The organism is Mycobacterium sp. NGS26, assembly GCF_059813025.1.
On record NZ_JCALDU010000003.1, the window covers coordinates 584,898 to 602,044 of the forward strand.

Sequence of the window (17,147 nt, forward strand, 5' to 3'; positions counted from 1 at the left end):
CTACAGCGGGATGTTCTTGTGGCGCCCTCGGCGCGCCGGCGCCTGGGCCAGCGCCTCGGTGAGCTTGCTGCGGGTGTGCGCGGGGTCGATCTTCTCGTCGACCACGCCGATCTCGATGGCACTGTCGACGCCACCGGCGATGCGCTCGTGCTCGGCGGCCAGCTGGTCGTGCAGCGCCTCGCGCTCGTCGTCCGGCGCGGCGGCCAGCTTCTTCTTGTGCAGGATGCCGACGGCGGCCTTGGCGCCCATCACCGCGACCTCCGCGTCCGGCCACGCGAACACCTTGGTGGCGTTCAGCGACCGGGAGTTCATCGCAATGTAGGCCCCACCGTAGGTCTTTCGGGTGACCAGCGTGACGCGCGGAACGGTGCATTCACCGAACGCGTGCAGCAGCTTGGCGCCGCGGCGCACCACGCCGCCCCACTCCTGGTCGACACCGGGCAGATAGCCCGGGACGTCGACGACCACCACCAGCGGAATGCCGAAGGCGTCGCAGAGACGCACGAAACGCGCTGCCTTCTCGGCGCTTTCGGAGTTCAGGCAGCCGCCGAGGCGCAGCGGGTTGTTGGCCAGCACGCCGACGGTGCGGCCGGACAGCCGGCCCAGCCCGATCACCATCGACGGCGCCCAGTTGGCCTGGAACTCGTCGAACGGCGTCTCCTCGTCCAGGATCGCGGTCACGATCGGGCGCACGTCGTAGGCCCGCCGCGACGACTCGGGCAGCAACGCGTGAATGTCGGTGTCACCGGCCTCGGCCTTGTTGCGGTCGAAATGCCCTTGCTGGCAGAACAATCCGACCAGCCGACGACCGCGCTCGTAGGCGTCGAGCTCGTCGTCGGCGACGATGTGGCACACCCCGGACTTCTTGTGGTGGGTCTCCGGGCCGCCGAGCGCCGCCATGTCGACGTCCTCGCCGGTGACGCTGCGCACCACGTCCGGCCCGGTGACGAACACCCGGCTCTCCGGGGCCATCACGACGACGTCGGTCAGGGCCGGCCCGTAGGCGGCGCCGCCGGCGGCGAAGCCGACGACCACCGAGATCTGCGGGACATAGCCCGACGCCCGGATCATCGCCTCGAACACCAGGCCCACCGCGTGCAGCGCCTTGACGCCCTCGGCCAGCCGGGCGCCGCCGGAATGCCAGATGCCCACGATCGGGCTCTGCTCCTCGATGGCGGTGTCGTAGGCGTTGACGATGTGCGTGCAGCCCTCGATGCCCATGGCGCCACCCATCACGGTTCCGTCCGTGCAGAACGCGATCGTGCGCACGCCGTTCACGGTGCCCGCGGCGGCAAGCACACCCGAGCGGTCACGCTCGTGCAGCAGGTCGATGCTGCCGTCGTCGAAGAAATTGCTCAGACGCAACAACGGGTCGCGGGGGTCGAGCGACTCGCCAACCGCCTCGGGGGCCATGAGTGTCATCGCGGGTCTCCTGTTTCCGGTGATGCTTGCGTTCGATGCCGCTGTTTAGTACCGCCCGAAGGCGATTGCCACGTTGTGGCCGCCGAATCCGAACGAGTTGTTGACCGCATACCGGAAATCACCGTGCCGCGGCTTGCCCGCCACCACGTCCAAATCGATCTCCGGATCGAGGTTTTCCAGGTTCAGGGTCGGCGGAATCAGCTGATCCCGCAACGCCATCACCGTCAGGATCGACTCCACCGCGCCGACCGCACCCACCGAGTGGCCGAGCGCGGACTTGGGCGCGTACACCGCCGGCTTGTTGCTGCCGAGGGCGAGGTTGATGGCCTTGCTCTCGGCCAGGTCGCCGACCTGGGTGCCGGTGGCGTGGGCGTTGACGTGGTCGATGTCGCCGGGGGTGAGGCCCGCCAGCTGGATCGCCCGGGTCATCGCGTGCCCGGCGCGTTCGCCGTTGGGATCCGGCGCCACCATGTGGAAGCCGTCCGAGGTGACGCTGGCCCCCATGATCCGGGCAAGGATGTTGGCGCCGCGCGCTTTTGCGTGCTCCTCGGTCTCGATCACCATCAGCGCGCCGGCCTCGCCGAACACGAAACCGTCGCGGTCGCGGTCGAAGGGGCGACAGGCTCCGGCGGGGTCGTCGTTGTTGGTCGACATCACGATGCGCATCGCGGCGAACGCTGCGATCGGCACCGCCTCGATCCTGGTCTCGACGCCGCCGCAGATCGCGATGTCCGCCTCACCCAGCACGATCTGCTGCCAGGCCCGGGCGATGGCCTCACACCCGGACGCACACGCCGAAACCGGTGTCATGACACCGGCTTTGGCGTGCCGTTCCAGGCCGACCGCGGCGGCGGCGCCGTTGGGCATGTACTTCTGCACACCCAGCGGCGAGACTGCCTTGATGCCGCGCGCCCGCATCTCGTCGTAACTGAAGACCATCTCCTCGGACGAGCCCAGCCCGGTGCCGATGGATACCGCCAACCGGTTGGTGTCGACTTCGGGTTCGCCGGTGTTCTCCCACACCCGGCGGCCCAAGATGGTGGACATCCGCTGCAGATAGCCCGTCCGGCGCAGCTCGATGCGAGTCAGCTGGCTGTCGAACTCTTCCACGAGATGCCCACCGATGCGGACCGGCAGGTCGAACTCCTCGACGAACGGGTCGTCGAGGGTACGGATCCCACTCTGGCTGTCCAGCAACAACTTCCAGGTGGTTTCCGCGTCGGGTGCCAGGGCGGTCGTCATGGCAATGCCGGTGACGACCACGTTGGGGAAAGCTCTCCCCGTAACCAGCTCTGTCATGGGTGTGGCGAACGTTCCTTTCGTGCCTCAGTAGCGCCCGAAGGCGAGCGCGACGTTATGCCCGCCAAACCCGAATGAGTTGTTGATCGCGTACTTGTAATCGCCGTGGCGGGGTTCGCCGGCGACGATGTCCAGATCGATTTCGGGATCGGGAGTTTCGTAGTTGAGGGTGGGCGGGATGACGCCATCCCGCAGGGTCAGCACCGTTAGCACCGACTCCAGCGCCCCGACTGCGCCGATCGAGTGTCCCAGTGCGGATTTGGGTGCATACACCGCCGCCTGCTCGCAGCCGGCGACCCGGATCGCGTTGGCCTCGGCCGTGTCGCCGATCGGCGTCGCGGTCCCGTGCGCGTTGACGTGGTCGATGTCCTTGGGGGACAAGCCCGCCAACTCCAGCGACCGTGTCATCGCCCGGCCGGCGCGGACGCCGTCCGGCGCGGGCGCCACCATGTGGAAGGCGTCCGAGGTGATGCCGGCACCGAGCAACCGGGCCAGCGGCTTGGCGCCGCGGGCCTTGGCGTGCTCCTCGGTCTCGATGACCATGAGCGCCCCGGCCTCACCGAACACGAAGCCGTCGCGGTCCTTGTCGAACGGCCGCGACGCGCGCTCGGGCTCGTCGTTGCGGGTCGACATGGCCCGCATCATCGAGAACGCCGCGATCGGCAGCGCCTCGATGGGGCCCTCGACGCCGCCGCACACGGCGACATCCGCGTCGCCCATCACGATCTGACGCCATGCGTGGGCGATCGCCTCGGAGCCCGACGAGCAGGCCGACACGGGGGTCATCACCCCGGCGCGGGCCCCCAGCTGCAGCCCGACGGTCGCCGCGGCGCCGTTGGGCATGATCATCTGAACGGCGAGCGGCGACACCTTGCGGGGGCCGCCCTCGTTCATCAGGTCGTAGCTCTCCACGATCCGCTCGGCGCCACCCAGACCGGTGCCGACCACAACCGTGAACCGGTCGGGATCGACCTCAGGGTTGCCCGCCGACTCCCACAGCTGACCGGACAGCAACTTGCTCATCCGCTGGACGTAGGACATGCGGCGCATGTCCAATCGGCCCATGTGGTTGTCGACGGGCTCCTTGAGGTGCCCGCCGATCTTGACGGGCAGGTCCCACTTCGTGATGAACTCGTCCTCGAGGACGTGGATGCCGGATTCGCCGGCCAACAAGCCCTTCCACGTGCTCTCGATGTCCGGCGCGATCGATGTCGTCGCCGTGACGGCGGTTACCACGACGCTGGGGTAACCGCCATTGGCAGTGGAAGGCTTGGTCACTTGCTGTCCGCTTCCATCCTCGCCTTGACGTTGGCGACGGCCTCGGGGTTCTCGGACTCGATCTTGGCGCGCAGCGCCGCGGCGGCCTCGGGGTCCTCTTCCTCGAGCTTCTGGATGTAGGCGACGACGTCACCGACGGTACGGAGACCGGCGAGGTCCTCGTCGGGGATCTTGACGCCGTACTTGTCCTCGGTCTGAACGGCGATCTCGACCATCGACAGCGAGTCGATGTCCAGGTCGTCGACGAACGACTTCTCCGGGGTGACCTCGGAGGGCTCGATACCGGTGACCTCTTCGATGATCTCCGCAATACCGGCGATGATTTCTTCCTGAGTGACGGCCACAGCCTTGCTTCCCTTCGTAATGTGTTGTGTGTAAATCGAACTGACGTGCTTTTTGGTTGTACTGGCCGGGCTGGCGTCTAGAGGTTGGCCAACTCGTCCAGGTCTGCGGGTGACTTGACGGCGTGTGCCGGAACCCCCCGAAGTTCGCGCTTGGCGATGCCGGTGAGGGTGCCCGCAGGGGGGAACTCCACGATCGCCGTGACATTGAGCTCACGAAGCGTGTTGGTGCACAGGTCCCAGCGCACCGGCTGGGTCAGCTGGGCAACCAGCGCGTCCATCGCCGCGGCCGCCGAGGCTACCGGCTTTCCGTCGCGGTTGGACAACAGCGTGGCGGTGGGCTCGGCGGTCGTGATGACGGCCGCCGCGGCGGCGTACCCGTCAAGGGCCGAGGCCATGTACTTGGTGTGGAATGCCCCGGCCACGCCCAGCGCGCGCACCCGGGCCCTAGTCGGCGGGTCCTCGGCCAGCTTGTCCAACGCGGCCAGCGAGCCGGCGGCCACGATTTGGCCGGGCGCGTTGCGATTGGCCGGGAACAGGTCGAGCTGCTCGAGGCGGGTCAGCACCTCGGCCTCGTCGCCGCCGAGCACCGCGGACATGCCCGTCGGCTCGATGGCGCAGGCCTTGGCCATCTCGGCGCCGCGGGTCGCGGCCAGCGCAACGGCGTCGTCGGCACACAGCACACCGGCGATCGCGTAGGCCGCGATCTCGCCGACGGAGTGGCCGGCCACGACCACTTTCTCGCTGGCAAGCAGGCCGCGCTTGGTCAGCTCCTGGTGGGCCAGCAGCGTCGCAGCGACGACCAATGGCTGGGTGACGGCGGTGTCGGTGATCTCTTCGGTCGAGGCGGTGGTGCCCAGCCGCACGAGGTCCAGACCGCTGGCCTTCGACCACAGGGCGAGTTGGTCCGCCGCGCCCGACAGCTCCAGCCACGGCGACAGCATTCCCTCGGTCTGCGAGCCCTGTCCGGGCGCAAGAAACGCAATCACGTGTCTAAGAGAACACTGTGGAAACGGTTTTGGCGGGTGTAACAGATCATGAACCTCGTCTTAGGTTTTTGTATACACCCTACAAAACGGCCTTGTAAGCTACATGTTTGATACCGGGCCGCGATCTGTTGGCTGGATCACTATCGCCCCGACGCCGCAGCGGCACCCCCTCTGACCGGCAGGGGAACGGGTGTGATCGTGCTGCTGGCAACGGCAGAGGGAGTCGTCGGATAGTTGAGCTGACCCACCGTCGCCGCCACACGCAGCACATACGCATCACGGGGCTGAGTGGGATCGCGCCCGGTGAAGTCGGTGATCCGCTTGAGGCGGTAGCGGACCGTGTTTGGATGAACGAACAACTTGCGCGCGCAAGCCTCAATCGCGCCGCCAGAATCTAAGAAGGCTTCAAGGGTCTCGACGAGGGTCGGTCCGGCGTCGGCCAGGGGACCCATCACGTCGGTGTGCAACGCCACGATCGCCGACGCATCGCCCATCAGGGCGCGTTCGGGCAGCAGTTCGCGGGCCAGCACCGGCCGGGGCGCCCCGCTCCAGCCGGCGACGGCGTTCATCCCCGATATCGCCTCGCTGGCGCTGTGATAGGCGGCCGTCAGCATCGGCGCGGTGGGTCCGATGACCACCGGGCCGTCGGAGAAGGCCTCCAACAGGTCGCCGAGGAACTTGTCGGTCGGCGACAGGTGGCCGGACACGATCGCCACCAGCCAGGTGCCGTGCACGTCGGTGAGCGCCGCGCGGGCGTGCCGCAGGGCGACGTCGCGGACGAGTTGGCTGGCCCGCTCGCTGTCGCCCTGGCCGTTCGCGTCGTCGCGCCCGGGCGCCGGGGTCCCGACCACCACCGTCGCCGGGGCGGTGGTGTCCCAGTTCAACGCGGCCGCACGGGACAGCAACTCCGGGCCGGTGTCGCCGCGCACCACCGCGTCGACGACGCTGGCCTCCATTCGGCTGTCCCAGGTGCCGCGGGCCTCGGCCGCGTCCGCGTACGAGCTGGCGGCGGTGAAGGCCAGGTCGCGGCTGTACTTCAAGATGCCCACCGTCAGCGCGGTCAGCTGCTCTTCGGAGCGGGCCACCAGGGGCACGACCTCCTCGAAGAACTCCATGGTCACCCGCACCATGTCCACGCTGTGGCGCAGCGCGATCCGGCGGGCAAGGTCCTGCGGCACCAGCTCGAAGGCCTGCGCGGTGTAGCTCACGTTGCTGTGCGGGTCCTGCATCCACTCGACGAAGTTGTTGATGGCCGTTTGCACCACCAAGGCCACGCTGGCCCGCTGCGACGCCTCCAGATCGGCGAAGAACGGCAGCCGCTCCTGCATGACCGACACCGCCTCGGTGGCCAGCCGGCCCGAGTACTGCTTCAACCGACGCAGCAGGGAATCCGGAACGGTGTCCAGCATCTCCAAGGGCGACCTTGGCTGCTTGGCGAATGGACCGGCGAAGGGGTTGTCATTCACCCCTAAAAGCTACGTCAGATTTCTGGAACTTTCCGCCAAAGCCGCGCTCGGGCCTTAGGGGTGTCTTGGTGGCGACGGCAAACCGGGCGCTTCCACCGTCAGGCCACGCCGGGATCGGACGTCTGCTCCGGGGCCGCCTGCACGTCGTCGATCCTGTACTGGCGGGCGGCGGCGACCGGCACCGACGGGTCGATCTCGCCGTCGCGGGCCAGCGCCTCCAGCACCGCGACCACCTGGGATTCGGCGTCGGTGTTGAAGAAGCGCCGCGCGGCGGGCCGGGTGTCGGAAAAGCCGAACCCGTCGGTGCCCAGCGTGACGTAGGTGCCGGGCACCCACGGCCGGATCTGCTCGGGCACCGCGCGCATCCAGTCCGACACGGCGACCACCGGGCCGCCGGCATCGGCGAGGGCCGCGGTCACATACGCGGTACCGGCCGGCTGGTCCGGGTGGCGCAGCCGGGCCCGCTCGACGGCCACGCCGTCGCGGTTGAGCTCGCCCCAGCTGGTCACCGACCACACGTCGGCGGCGACGTCCCACTCGGCGGCCAGCATCTCCGCCGCCCGCAGCGCCGACGGCATGGCCACCCCGGACGCCAGGAGCTGCGCCTTGTTGGCGCGCTGTTCCGTGGCGGCGCGGTACCGGTAGATGCCGCGCAGCAGGCCCTCGGGGTCGAAGTTCTCCGGCTCCGGCGGCTGCACGTAGGGCTCGTTGTAGATGGTGATGTAGAAGTACACGTTCTCGGGGTTCGGGCCGAACATCCGGGCCAGCCCGCTTTCCACGATGTAGGCGATCTCGTAGGCGAAGGCCGGGTCGTAGGCGACCACCGCCGGGTTGCTGGCCGCCAGCAACAGCGAGTGGCCGTCGGCGTGCTGCAGGCCCTCGCCGGTCAGCGTGGTGCGCCCGGCGGTGGCCCCGAGCAGGAAGCCGCGGGCCATCTGGTCGGCCGCCGCCCACAGGCCGTCGCCGGTGCGCTGGAACCCGAACATCGAATAGAAGATGTAGATCGGGATCATCGGCTCGTTGTGCGTGGCGTACGAGGTGCCGACGGCGGCGAACGACGCGGCGGATCCGGCCTCGTTGATGCCCTCGTGCAGGATGTGGCCGGCTTCACTTTCCTTGTACGCCAACATCAATTCGGCGTCGACGGACGTGTAGAGCTGGCCGTTGCGGTTGTAGATCTTCAGGTTCGGGAACCACGAGTCCATGCCGAAGGTGCGTGCCTCGTCGGGAATGATCGGCACGATACGGGGCCCAATCTCCTTGTCGCGCAACAGTTCCTTGAAGGTGCGCACGGTGGCCATGGTGGTGGCCACCTCCTGTTGACCCGAGCCCTTCTTCAGGGCCTTGTAGATGTCGCGGCTTGGCAGCGTCAGCGCCTTGGCCTTGGTGCGCCGCTCGGGCACGAAGCCGCCCAGCGCGCGGCGCCGGTCGAGCAGGTAGCGGATCTCGGGTGCCTCCGGACCCGGGTGGTAGTACGGAGGCAGGTACGGGTCCTCCTCGAGCTGGGCGTCGCTGATCGGGATCCGGATGGCGTCGCGGAACCACTTGAGGTCTTCCAGCGCAAGCTTTTTCATCTGGTGCGTGGCGTTGCGGCCCTGGAAGTGCGCGCCCAGCGAGTAGCCCTTGATGGTCTTCGCCAGGATCACGGTGGGCTGGCCCTTGTGGTCGACGGCGGCCCGGTAGGCGGCGTAGACCTTGCGGTAGTCGTGCCCGCCGCGCTTGAGGTTCCAGATCTCGGAGTCGGTCATGTGCTCGACGAGCGCCTTGGTGCGCGGATCGCGGCCGAAGAAATGCTGGCGCACGTAGCCGCCGTCGTTGGCCTTGTAGGTCTGATAGTCGCCGTCGGGCGTGGTGTTCATCAGGTTCACCAGCGCGCCGTCCTTGTCGGCGTGCAGCAGGGCGTCCCACTCGCGGCCCCACACCACCTTGATGACGTTCCAGCCCGCGCCGCGGAAGAACGACTCCAGCTCCTGGATGATCTTGCCGTTGCCGCGCACCGGGCCGTCCAGGCGTTGCAGGTTGCAGTTGATGACGAAGGTCAGGTTGTCCAGGCCCTCGAGCGCGCCGACGTGCAGCAGGCCGCGGCTCTCCGGCTCGTCCATCTCCCCATCGCCGAGGAAGCACCACACGTGCTGGTCGGACGTGTCCTTGATGCCCCGGTCGTGCAGGTAGTGGTTGAACCGGGCCTGGTAGATCGCGTTCATCGGGCCCAGGCCCATCGACACCGTCGGGAACTCCCAGAAGTCGGGCATCAGCCGCGGGTGCGGGTAGGACGGCAGGCCGCCGCCGGGATGGCTGTGCTCCTGCCGGAAGCCGTCCAACTGGTCGGCGGTCAGCCGGCCCTCCAGGAAGGCGCGGGCGTAGATGCCCGGCGACGCGTGGCCCTGGATGAAGACCTGGTCCCCGCCGCCGGGGTGCGACTTGCCGCGGAAGAAGTGGTTGAACCCGACCTCGTAGAGCGCGGCCGAGGAGGCGTAGGTGGAGATGTGCCCGCCCACGCCGACGCCCGGGCGCTGCGCGCGGTGCACCATGATCGCCGCGTTCCACCTGATCCAGGCCCGATAGCGGCGCTCGACGTCCTCGTCGCCGGGGAACCACGGCTCGAGTTCGGTGGGGATGGTGTTGACGTAGTCGGTGGAGGTCAGCGCGGGGATCGCGACCCGCTGCTCACCGGCGCGTTCCAGCAGGCGCAGCATCAGATACCGGGCGCGGGCCGGCCCGGAGCGTTCGAGCATCTCGTCGAACGATTCGAGCCACTCGCCGGTCTCCTCGGGGTCGATGTCGGGCAGATACGACGCGACGCCCTCGCGGATCACCCGCACCCGATCGGATTCGTTTGGGTTGCTTGAGTTTTGGGCCAAATCGTGGCGCACGAACTCGGTGGTCAACTTCCGCTCCTCGGTTGGCGGGTCATCTGCTTGCGCTTTCGCCTTCTATCGTGCCTTCTATCGTGCCGCACCGGCGTTCCGAGCGGGTAGCCGCGGTGTGCCGCAGGCGGCCGGAACCGCCACCCGGTAACGTCAGAAGCCGTGCTCATCGGATGGCGTGCCGTCCTTGCGGGGAAAGCCGCAAAGCGAGGCGCTTTGGCCCTCGGCTGTGTCGCGATGGTGGTGATGGGCATCGTGGGGTGTACCACCGTCACCAACGGCACCGCGACGCCCGACACGAAGGTGGCCCCGGCCTACCGGCAGTCGGTGTCCGCGTCGGTGTCCGCCTCGGCCGCGACGTCGAGCATCCGGGAAACGCAGCGGCAACAATCCTTGACCACCAGGGCGGTTCGCAACTCGTGTGACACGCTGGCCACCACCAGCAGCGCCGCCATCGACAAGGTGAACGCCTTCGTCGGGGCGTTCAACGCGGGCCGCAACACCGGCCCCACCGAGGGCCCGGCCATCGACGCGCTAAACGAGAGCGCCAACAACGTCGCCAACAGCTTCAGCGATGCTCTGTCGACGCAGATGAAGGACGCGTTCAACGCCTACATCGACGCCGCCCACGCGGTGGCGAACGCCATCGGCACCCACGCGCCGACGGGCGAGTTCAACAGGCGGGTCAACCAGCTCAACGACGCCAAGACGAAGGCGCTCAAACTCTGCCTGGCATCGTTCTGAGCCGGTTCTGAGCCGGTTCTGAGCCGGTTCTGAGCCGCCAGAGGTATGGACCGGGTTCCGGCTGTGCGACGATAATCCCCATCGCAAGGCGCGCACGCCCTGCGCGCATGGTTGAAGGAGGCTCCACGGTGGTCGCGGCGGATCACGCCCCGAGCTACGCTCGCAAGCTGGGCATCCAACGGGACCAAGTCGTTCAGGAGTGGGGCTGGGACGAGGATGTCGACGACGACATTCGCGCCGCCGTCGAGGAAGCCTGCGGCAGTGAGCTGCTCGACGAGGACACCGACGAGGTGGTCGACGTCGTCCTGCTGTGGTGGCGCGACGGGGACGGCGATCTGGTGGACACGCTGATGGACGCGATCAGCCCGCTCGCCGAGGACGGCGTGATCTGGGTGCTGACGCCCAAGACCGGCAAGCCCGGCCATGTGTTGCCGGCCGAGATCGCCGAGGCGGCCCCCACCGCCGGGCTGATGCCGACCTCGTCGGTCAACCTCGGCGACTGGAGCGCCAGCCGGTTGGTTCAGCCGAAGTCGCGGGCCGGGAAGCGTTGATGCTGCCGGTCGGCACCACCGCCCCGGACTTCACATTGCGTGACCAAAACCAGCAGCGCGTCACCCTGAGCTCCTACCGCGGCGCCAAGAACGTCCTGCTGGTGTTCTTCCCGCTGGCCTTCACCGGGATCTGCCAGGGCGAGCTCGACCAGCTGCGCGATCACCTGCCCGTGTTCGAAAACGACGACAGCGCCGTGCTGGCGATCTCGGTGGGCCCGCCGCCCACGCACAAGATCTGGTCCCTCGAGAGCGGGTTCACCTTTCCGGTGCTGTCGGATTTCTGGCCGCACGGTGAGGTCAGCCAGGCCTACGGCGTGTTCAACGACGAGGCCGGATACTCCAATCGCGGCACCTTCGTTGTCGATCGGTCGGGGATCATCCGGTTCGCCGAGATGAAACAGCCCGGCGAGGCCCGCGACCAGACGCTGTGGACCGACGCGCTGGCGGCGCTGCGCGCTTGAGGGTTTTGGCTGCTTAGGCTGTTGACGTGTAGCCTGCCGGCGGGCATGGGGCGCGTAGCTCAGTGGTAGAGCTCTGGTTTTACACACCAGCGGTCGGCGGTTCGATACCGTCCGCGCCCACTGGGGTTCGGCCCGGCCGCTCAGAAGTTATGGCAGGTGTCGAACGTGCGTTGCAGGACTCCAATGTACGGGCGGCTGTGTGGATTGTTCACGATCTGCTGGGCCGTTTGCCTGCGTTGGCTGGGCGACCCGGCGAGGAACTGGCGCAAGCTGGCCTGCGCATCCGGTGAGGCGTTCAACGCCGCGGCGATGATCGGGTCTTGCGCGTTCAGCGCCGCCGCCAGCTGGTCATAGGTGCAGGTTGTGTTGACGGCCGGATCGAGATCGATGTCGGCGGACGCGATCCCGGCCCCGGCGGCCAACGACAGTGTCAGGCCGCCAACCGCCACGGCAAGTCTGGTCAACCATCGCTTGTTCATGCGCGGACTCCTTCCCCAACACGCCAACCTTAAATGAAAAAGTGCAGGTCAAGTCACATGTTATGCAAAGGGCGGACGACGCCGAGGTGTGTGGCGGCCTCGGGGGGCGTGACCGAGCGCCCACCCGCGAGCGTCCCCATATGTACGTGGAAACGCCGGTATTCGCGGCATTTTGGGGACACTCGCGGCAAAAAAGAGAGCCGCCAAGCGCGTGGACGACCGGAGCGCGTCCGGGCCCACCGGGGTTCGCACCGCCGACGGTGAATGGTGAGATGAACGGGTGAAGCCGTTCCGCATCGACGTGTCCGACGACGTTCTTGACGATCTGCGCTCGCGGCTGGCCCACACCCGGTGGCCCGAGGCTGAGTGTGTGGACGACTGGAGCCAGGGCATGCCGCTGGCCTACACCCGGGAGTTGGCCGGCTACTGGGCCGACGCATACGACTGGCGTTCGCGGGAGGCTGCGCTCAACCGCTTCGACCAGTTCGTCACCGAGATCGACGGCTTGGACATTCATTTCATCCACCAACGGTCGCCGCACGAGGACGCCTTCCCGCTGGTCATCACCCACGGCTGGCCGGGCTCGATCGTGGAGTTCCACAAGGTGATCGAGCCGCTGACCAACCCCGCGTCGGGACGCGCCGAAGATGCCTTTCACGTCGTCTGCCCGTCGCTTCCGGGATACGGGTTTTCTGGAAAGCCTGCCCGCACAGGGTGGGGCGTGGAGAGGATCGCCGAGGCATGGGAGACGCTGATGGGCCGCCTGGGCTATGACCGCTACGGCGCACAGGGCGGCGACTGGGGCGCGGCCGTCACCACACAAATCGGCCGAAACCGGGGCCACTGCAAGGCCATTCACGTGAACATGCCGATCGGCGCGCCGACCAAGGAGGCGCTGGCCAACCCCACCGAGGAGGAGAAGGCGGCCATGGCGCAGCTGGCCGAGCACCGCAAGTGGGGCACCGGGTATTCCAAGCAGCAGTCCACCCGGCCGCAGACGCTGGGCTACGGGCTGGTCGATTCGCCCGCGGGTCAACTGGCGTGGATCGTCGAAAAGTTCTGGGCCTGGTCGGATTGCGACGGACACCCCGAGAACGCGTTCAGCCGCGACGAGCTACTGGACAACGTGATGGTGTATTGGGTGACCGCAACCGCCGCCTCCTCGGCACGTCTGTATTGGGAGAGCTTCCGGGTCTGGGGGCAGATGAACCGCGTCGAATTACCCACCGGCATAGCGGCTTTCCCGAAGGAGCTGTTGAAATCACCGCGGTCGTGGTGCGAGCCGATGTACAACATCACCCACTGGACCGACATGCCGCGAGGCGGGCATTTCGCCGCGTTCGAGCAGCCCGAGCTGTTCGTCGAGGATTTGCGGGCGTTCTTCGCGACGGTGCGCTGAAATACCCTCGCCGAGCGTGCGCGTCTGTACGGCGACACGCCGGTAAGCGTGGCATTCTGCGCACGCTCGGCGAAAGGCTCGCGACCTAGACGATGCGCCAGCCGCGTCGCGCGCGAAATCGCATGTCCCACAGGTAGAGCTGATAGCCCAAGATCCACGCCCGGTGCGGGATCAACCGGTCGGCCAGTCGCAGGGCGGCCAGCAGCCATTCGAACCGGCGCTGCTGATTTTCTGACCAGTCCAGCTTCATCATCGCGCGGAACTCGGGGGCCAAAAACCCCGTCGTCGCAAACAAATTGAGCGGCCCGGCCAGCGCCCGCAACGGCCGGGGCAGGAAGGCCACCGAGGCCACCCCGCGCAGATGCTCGCGCACCGGCGGGTCGATGTGCAGCTCGTCGAGCGAGCGTTTCCAGTACTCGTCGAAGGCGACGCGGTCCGGCGGCCACATGCGCTCGGGCACCTGCAGCGTGGTCCCCAGCCGCTTGGCGTCGCGATAGACGGCGTCGGCGGTGGCGTCGTCGAGCGGGCCGTGCAGGAACTCGTGCTGGTCGACGAAGTAGCGGTACAGGCACGCCGCCACCCACAGCTGCAACTTGGGGTCGAACGCGTTGTAGGACACCGGGCTGGACGACGTGGACCGCACCTGGCGGTGCGCGATGTCCACGGCGCCGCGGATCAGCGCCCGGTCGGACTCGGTCCCGATGGCCGCCACCGCCAGGTAGGTGCCGGTGGTGCGGGCCCGTTTGAACGGATGCTTGTACACGTTGCCGCTGTCCACCGGGCTTTCCAGCACGCCATAACCGACGCCCGGCAACGACAACTGCATGATCACGTTCGCGGCCGGTAACAACACCGCCGCCGGGTTCAGCAGGTCGGCGATCCGGGTTGCGTGCCGCTTCATTTCGGAACTCGCCTCATAAATCGAGTACACCACGTGTGAGACGCTGCGGGAATGTTTGCGACCCGGGCCCGCGTCGCCGGCGTACTGGCCGGCTACCTGGCCGACCTCGCACTGGGCGACCCGGCGCGGGGGCATCCGGTCGCGCTGTTCGGCCGGGCCGCCGCCGCGTTGGAGCGGGTCACCTACCGCGACACCAAGGCCGCCGGTGCGGTCCACGTGAGCCTGGTCGTCGGCGCGGTGGGCCTGCTGGGTGCGGCCGCGCAGTCGGCCGCGGCTCGCCGGGGCCCGCTCTGGTCGATCGCCGCGACCGCCGCGGCCACCTGGGTCTGTCTGGGCGGAACGTCGTTGGCGCGCACCGGGGTGGCGATGTCGCGGCTGCTGGAACGCGGCGACGTCGAGGCGGCGCGACAGCTGCTGCCGTCGCTGTGCGGGCGCGATCCGGACCGGCTGGACGGCCCGGGCCTGACGCGGGCGGCCCTGGAGTCGGTCGCGGAGAACACGTCCGACGCCCAGGTGACGCCGCTGCTGTGGGCGGCGGCCGGCGGCGCGCCCGCGGTGCTGGCATACCGCGCCGTCAACACCCTGGATTCGATGATCGGTTATCGCACGCCGCGGTATATCCGATTCGGTTGGGCCGCAGCGCGATTGGACGACGTGGCCAACTATGCGGGCGCCCGCGCGACGGCGCCGCTGGTGGCGTTGTGCGCACCGCTGGTCAGCGGGTCGGCGTCGGGCGCGCTGCGGGCCTGGCGCGCCGACGCGTCGCGTCATCCCAGCCCCAACGCCGGCGTCGTCGAGGCGGCCTTCGCCGGGGCGCTGCGCGTGCGCCTCGGCGGCCCCACCCAGTACCGCCATGAGCTGCAGATCCGCCCCACCCTGGGCGACGGCCCGCAGCCGACGGTGGTCGACCTGCGCCGCGCGGTCGCGCTGTCGCGGGCGGTGCAGGCGGTCGCGGCGCTGCTCGTCACCGCGTCCGTTTACCGCCGGCGCCCGTAGCGGTCGGCGAGTTTCTCCTCGACGGTCGTTGGGCCCTCGGAGGTTTCGGCGGCCGACGCCCTTTCCTGGCGGCGGGCGCGGATCTCCGAGTAGGCGAAATAGCCCAGCCCGATCGGGGCCAGGATGCCGAACAAGATCCACTGGATGCCGTAGGACAGGAACGGCCCGGCGTCCAGGCGCGGGACGCCGATCACGCCGAGCCCGCCGGGCTGGTTTTCCACCAACTGCAGATAGGAGCCGGCCAGCGGGACCTTGGTCAGCGCCGAAACCTGCCCGGTGTTGATCGAATACACCTGCTGGAAACCGTCTCTGGTGAACGGGTCCTTGCCCGGCACGAGCGGCTCCGAATCCCGCAGCCGCGCCGTCAGGGTCACCGTCCCGGCCGGCGGCGGCGGGATCGGCGGCACGTGCGAACCCTCCTCGGGCCGCACATAGCCGCGGTCGACCAGGACCGTGGGCCCGTCGTCGACGACGAACGGGACCAGCACCTCGAACGCCTGCTCGGCATCGACCACCCGCAGCCGGGCCAGCACCGCGACGTCGGCGTAGTGACCGGTCGCCGTCACCCTGCGCCATTGCGCATCCGGGGCCGACGAATCCTGGTGCGGCAATAGGGTTTTCAGTGGGACGGGCGCGGTGTTGAGGGAGTACTCGATTTGGTGGTTTTCCCGCGAGGTGCGGGTGTTCTTTCCCAGCTGCCACGGCGCGAGCACCATGAAGCACAGGTAGGTGAAGGCGATGACCACCAGGGCCAGCACGATCCAGCCCGGCCGCAGCAGAAATGCCAAGCGCCGCATCAACCGTGCCCGTTCTGCGCCAGTTGCTCGTCGACCCACTCGTGCAGGCCGGGCAAGGCGGCTTCGATGACGGCGAAGACCTCTTCGAAGTCGGCGTGGTCGCCGTAGTAGGGATCCTCGACGTCGGGCACGTAGGCGCCCGCGCGCGGGTCGAACGAGCGCAGCATCCGTATCCGGCTCTCGTCGACCCCGAGCTGCTGCAGCATCCACACGTGGTTGCGGCCGAGGGCCACCACCAGGTCGGCCGTCAGGTGGTCGGTGCCCAGTTGCGCGGCGCGGTGGTCGGTGGAATAGCCGTGCGCGCGCAGCACCCGGGCGGCCCGCTCGTCGGCGCAGCTGCCGACGTGCCAGTCGCCGGTGCCCGCGCTGGTCACCCGCACCGTGTCGCCCAGGCCGCGCCGGCGCAGCTGCTCGGCGAACATCTTCTCGGCCATCGGCGAGCGGCAGATGTTGCCGGTGCAGACGAATGTGACGTGCAGCGGTTTAGACACCCAGCGCCCTCCGCAGGTCGGCGACGGTGGCCGCGTGCGTCACGCGGCCGGCGGGCGCGCCGTTGCCGTCGCCGGTGAAGTCGTCCCGGCCGTAGCCCCAGCCGACCACCACGGCGTCGATCCCGTGCGCGGCCGCCCCGTCCACGTCGTGGCTGCGGTCGCCGACCATGAGCACCCTCTCGGGCAGCGGGCGCAGCTGCGCCAGCGCGTGCGCGAGCACCTCCTCCTTGGTCTTGCGGGATCCGTCGGGACTCGCGCCGGCGATGACGTCGAAATACCGGTCGAGATCGAAGTGGGCGAGGATGCGCCGCGCCGTCGGCTCCAGCTTGGAGGTGGCCACCGCGAGCCGGACGCCGGCGGCGTGCAGGTCGGCCAGCAGGGTGGCGATCCCGTCGAACAGCGTGTTCATCGCCCAGCCCCGCGCGCCGTACTCGGCCCTGAACGCCGCGATCGCCGCGTCGGCGTGCTCGCCGAGCCCCATCGCGCGGAACGTGTCGTCCATCGGCGGGCCGACGATCCTTGCGGCCAGGTCACCCTTGGGCACCGCGACCCCGACGTGGCCGAGCGCGTGCAGGAAGCTGGCGACGATCCCCTCGGCGGAGTCGGTGAGGGTGCCGTCGAGATCGAAGATCACCAGCTGGGGTACAGCCGACATCATGTCTGTCA

17 protein-coding genes and 1 tRNA gene are annotated in these 17,147 nt (G+C 68.5%); 6 read left to right on the forward strand and 12 right to left on the reverse strand.

The features are described from left to right. From AC5Y6X_RS13800 to aceE, 7 genes are all read right to left on the reverse strand, one after another. Positions 1–1,422, reverse strand: a complete 1,422-nt coding sequence (locus AC5Y6X_RS13800; protein ID WP_499986952.1) for an acyl-CoA carboxylase subunit beta — start codon at positions 1,420–1,422, stop codon at positions 1–3. 45 nt (positions 1,423–1,467) lie between these two features. Next, the gene (kasB, locus tag AC5Y6X_RS13805; RefSeq protein WP_499986953.1) at positions 1,468–2,721 is read right to left on the reverse strand and encodes a 3-oxoacyl-ACP synthase KasB; all 1,254 of its coding nucleotides are present in this window, start codon (positions 2,719–2,721) and stop codon (positions 1,468–1,470) included. A gap of 27 nt (positions 2,722–2,748) precedes the next feature. Continuing rightward, positions 2,749–3,999 carry a 3-oxoacyl-ACP synthase KasA gene (gene kasA / locus AC5Y6X_RS13810; protein ID WP_499986954.1) on the reverse strand — a complete coding sequence of 417 codons (1,251 nt, stop codon included), beginning with the start codon at positions 3,997–3,999 and terminating at the stop codon, positions 2,749–2,751. Then, a complete protein-coding gene (gene acpM, locus AC5Y6X_RS13815) occupies positions 3,996–4,343 on the reverse strand; it encodes a meromycolate extension acyl carrier protein AcpM (protein ID WP_068108932.1) in 348 nt (115 codons plus the stop codon). The genes kasA and acpM overlap by 4 nt, the downstream gene beginning before the upstream one ends. Positions 4,344–4,420: 77 nt before the next feature. After that, on the reverse strand, positions 4,421–5,329 hold the full coding sequence (locus tag AC5Y6X_RS13820; RefSeq protein WP_499986955.1) for an ACP S-malonyltransferase: 909 nt from the start codon (positions 5,327–5,329) through the stop codon (positions 4,421–4,423). Between the two features lie 140 nt (positions 5,330–5,469). After that, positions 5,470–6,795, reverse strand: a complete 1,326-nt coding sequence (locus AC5Y6X_RS13825; RefSeq protein ID WP_324678918.1) for a PucR family transcriptional regulator — start codon at positions 6,793–6,795, stop codon at positions 5,470–5,472. Between the two features lie 98 nt (positions 6,796–6,893). Further along, the gene (gene aceE / locus AC5Y6X_RS13830) at positions 6,894–9,683 is read right to left on the reverse strand and encodes a pyruvate dehydrogenase (acetyl-transferring), homodimeric type (RefSeq protein WP_499986956.1); all 2,790 of its coding nucleotides are present in this window, start codon (positions 9,681–9,683) and stop codon (positions 6,894–6,896) included. Between the two features lie 141 nt (positions 9,684–9,824). Here aceE and AC5Y6X_RS13835 point away from each other — a divergent pair, with 141 nt between their 5' ends. From AC5Y6X_RS13835 to AC5Y6X_RS13850, 4 genes are all read left to right on the forward strand, one after another. Continuing rightward, positions 9,825–10,406, forward strand: a complete 582-nt coding sequence (locus AC5Y6X_RS13835) for an Rv2240c family protein (RefSeq protein WP_324678914.1) — start codon at positions 9,825–9,827, stop codon at positions 10,404–10,406. 128 nt (positions 10,407–10,534) lie between these two features. Beyond that, complete coding sequence (locus AC5Y6X_RS13840) at positions 10,535–10,957, forward strand: DUF3052 domain-containing protein (RefSeq protein WP_499987060.1); 423 nt, start codon at positions 10,535–10,537, stop codon at positions 10,955–10,957. Beyond that, positions 10,957–11,418, forward strand: coding sequence for a peroxiredoxin (locus AC5Y6X_RS13845; protein WP_499986957.1), 462 nt, complete (start codon positions 10,957–10,959; stop codon positions 11,416–11,418). The genes AC5Y6X_RS13840 and AC5Y6X_RS13845 overlap by 1 nt, the downstream gene beginning before the upstream one ends. Before the next feature lie 48 nt (positions 11,419–11,466). Continuing rightward, positions 11,467–11,538, forward strand: a tRNA-Val gene (locus tag AC5Y6X_RS13850). Between the two features lie 20 nt (positions 11,539–11,558). Here the strand turns inward: AC5Y6X_RS13850 and AC5Y6X_RS13855 are convergent. Further along, positions 11,559–11,897 (reverse strand): hemophore-related protein, encoded by a 339-nt coding sequence (locus AC5Y6X_RS13855; RefSeq protein WP_499986958.1) that lies wholly within the window; start codon positions 11,895–11,897, stop codon positions 11,559–11,561. A 280-nt stretch (positions 11,898–12,177) separates the two neighbouring features. Here AC5Y6X_RS13855 and AC5Y6X_RS13860 point away from each other — a divergent pair, with 280 nt between their 5' ends. Continuing rightward, on the forward strand, positions 12,178–13,296 hold the full coding sequence (locus AC5Y6X_RS13860; protein ID WP_499986959.1) for an epoxide hydrolase family protein: 1,119 nt from the start codon (positions 12,178–12,180) through the stop codon (positions 13,294–13,296). Positions 13,297–13,381: 85 nt separating this feature from the next. Here the strand turns inward: AC5Y6X_RS13860 and AC5Y6X_RS13865 are convergent, their stop codons facing one another. Further along, positions 13,382–14,197 (reverse strand): oxygenase MpaB family protein, encoded by an 816-nt coding sequence (locus AC5Y6X_RS13865; RefSeq protein ID WP_499986960.1) that lies wholly within the window; start codon positions 14,195–14,197, stop codon positions 13,382–13,384. Positions 14,198–14,248: 51 nt separating this feature from the next. On the opposite strand from AC5Y6X_RS13865, the gene AC5Y6X_RS13870 reads away from it, so the two are divergent. Further along, positions 14,249–15,193 (forward strand): cobalamin biosynthesis protein, encoded by a 945-nt coding sequence (locus AC5Y6X_RS13870; RefSeq protein ID WP_499986961.1) that lies wholly within the window; start codon positions 14,249–14,251, stop codon positions 15,191–15,193. Here AC5Y6X_RS13870 and AC5Y6X_RS13875 read toward each other — a convergent pair. Genes AC5Y6X_RS13875 through AC5Y6X_RS13885 form a run of 3 tightly spaced genes read right to left on the reverse strand, consistent with a single transcriptional unit; the run spans position 15,175 to position 17,139 of the window. Next, a complete protein-coding gene (locus AC5Y6X_RS13875) occupies positions 15,175–15,990 on the reverse strand; it encodes an SURF1 family cytochrome oxidase biogenesis protein (protein ID WP_499986962.1) in 816 nt (271 codons plus the stop codon). The genes AC5Y6X_RS13870 and AC5Y6X_RS13875 overlap by 19 nt on opposite strands. Further along, positions 15,990–16,481, reverse strand: a complete 492-nt coding sequence (locus AC5Y6X_RS13880) for a low molecular weight protein-tyrosine-phosphatase (protein ID WP_499986963.1) — start codon at positions 16,479–16,481, stop codon at positions 15,990–15,992. The genes AC5Y6X_RS13875 and AC5Y6X_RS13880 overlap by 1 nt, the downstream gene beginning before the upstream one ends. After that, positions 16,474–17,139, reverse strand: a complete 666-nt coding sequence (locus tag AC5Y6X_RS13885; protein WP_499987061.1) for an HAD-IA family hydrolase — start codon at positions 17,137–17,139, stop codon at positions 16,474–16,476. The genes AC5Y6X_RS13880 and AC5Y6X_RS13885 overlap by 8 nt, the downstream gene beginning before the upstream one ends. Positions 17,140–17,147 lie beyond the last annotated feature (8 nt).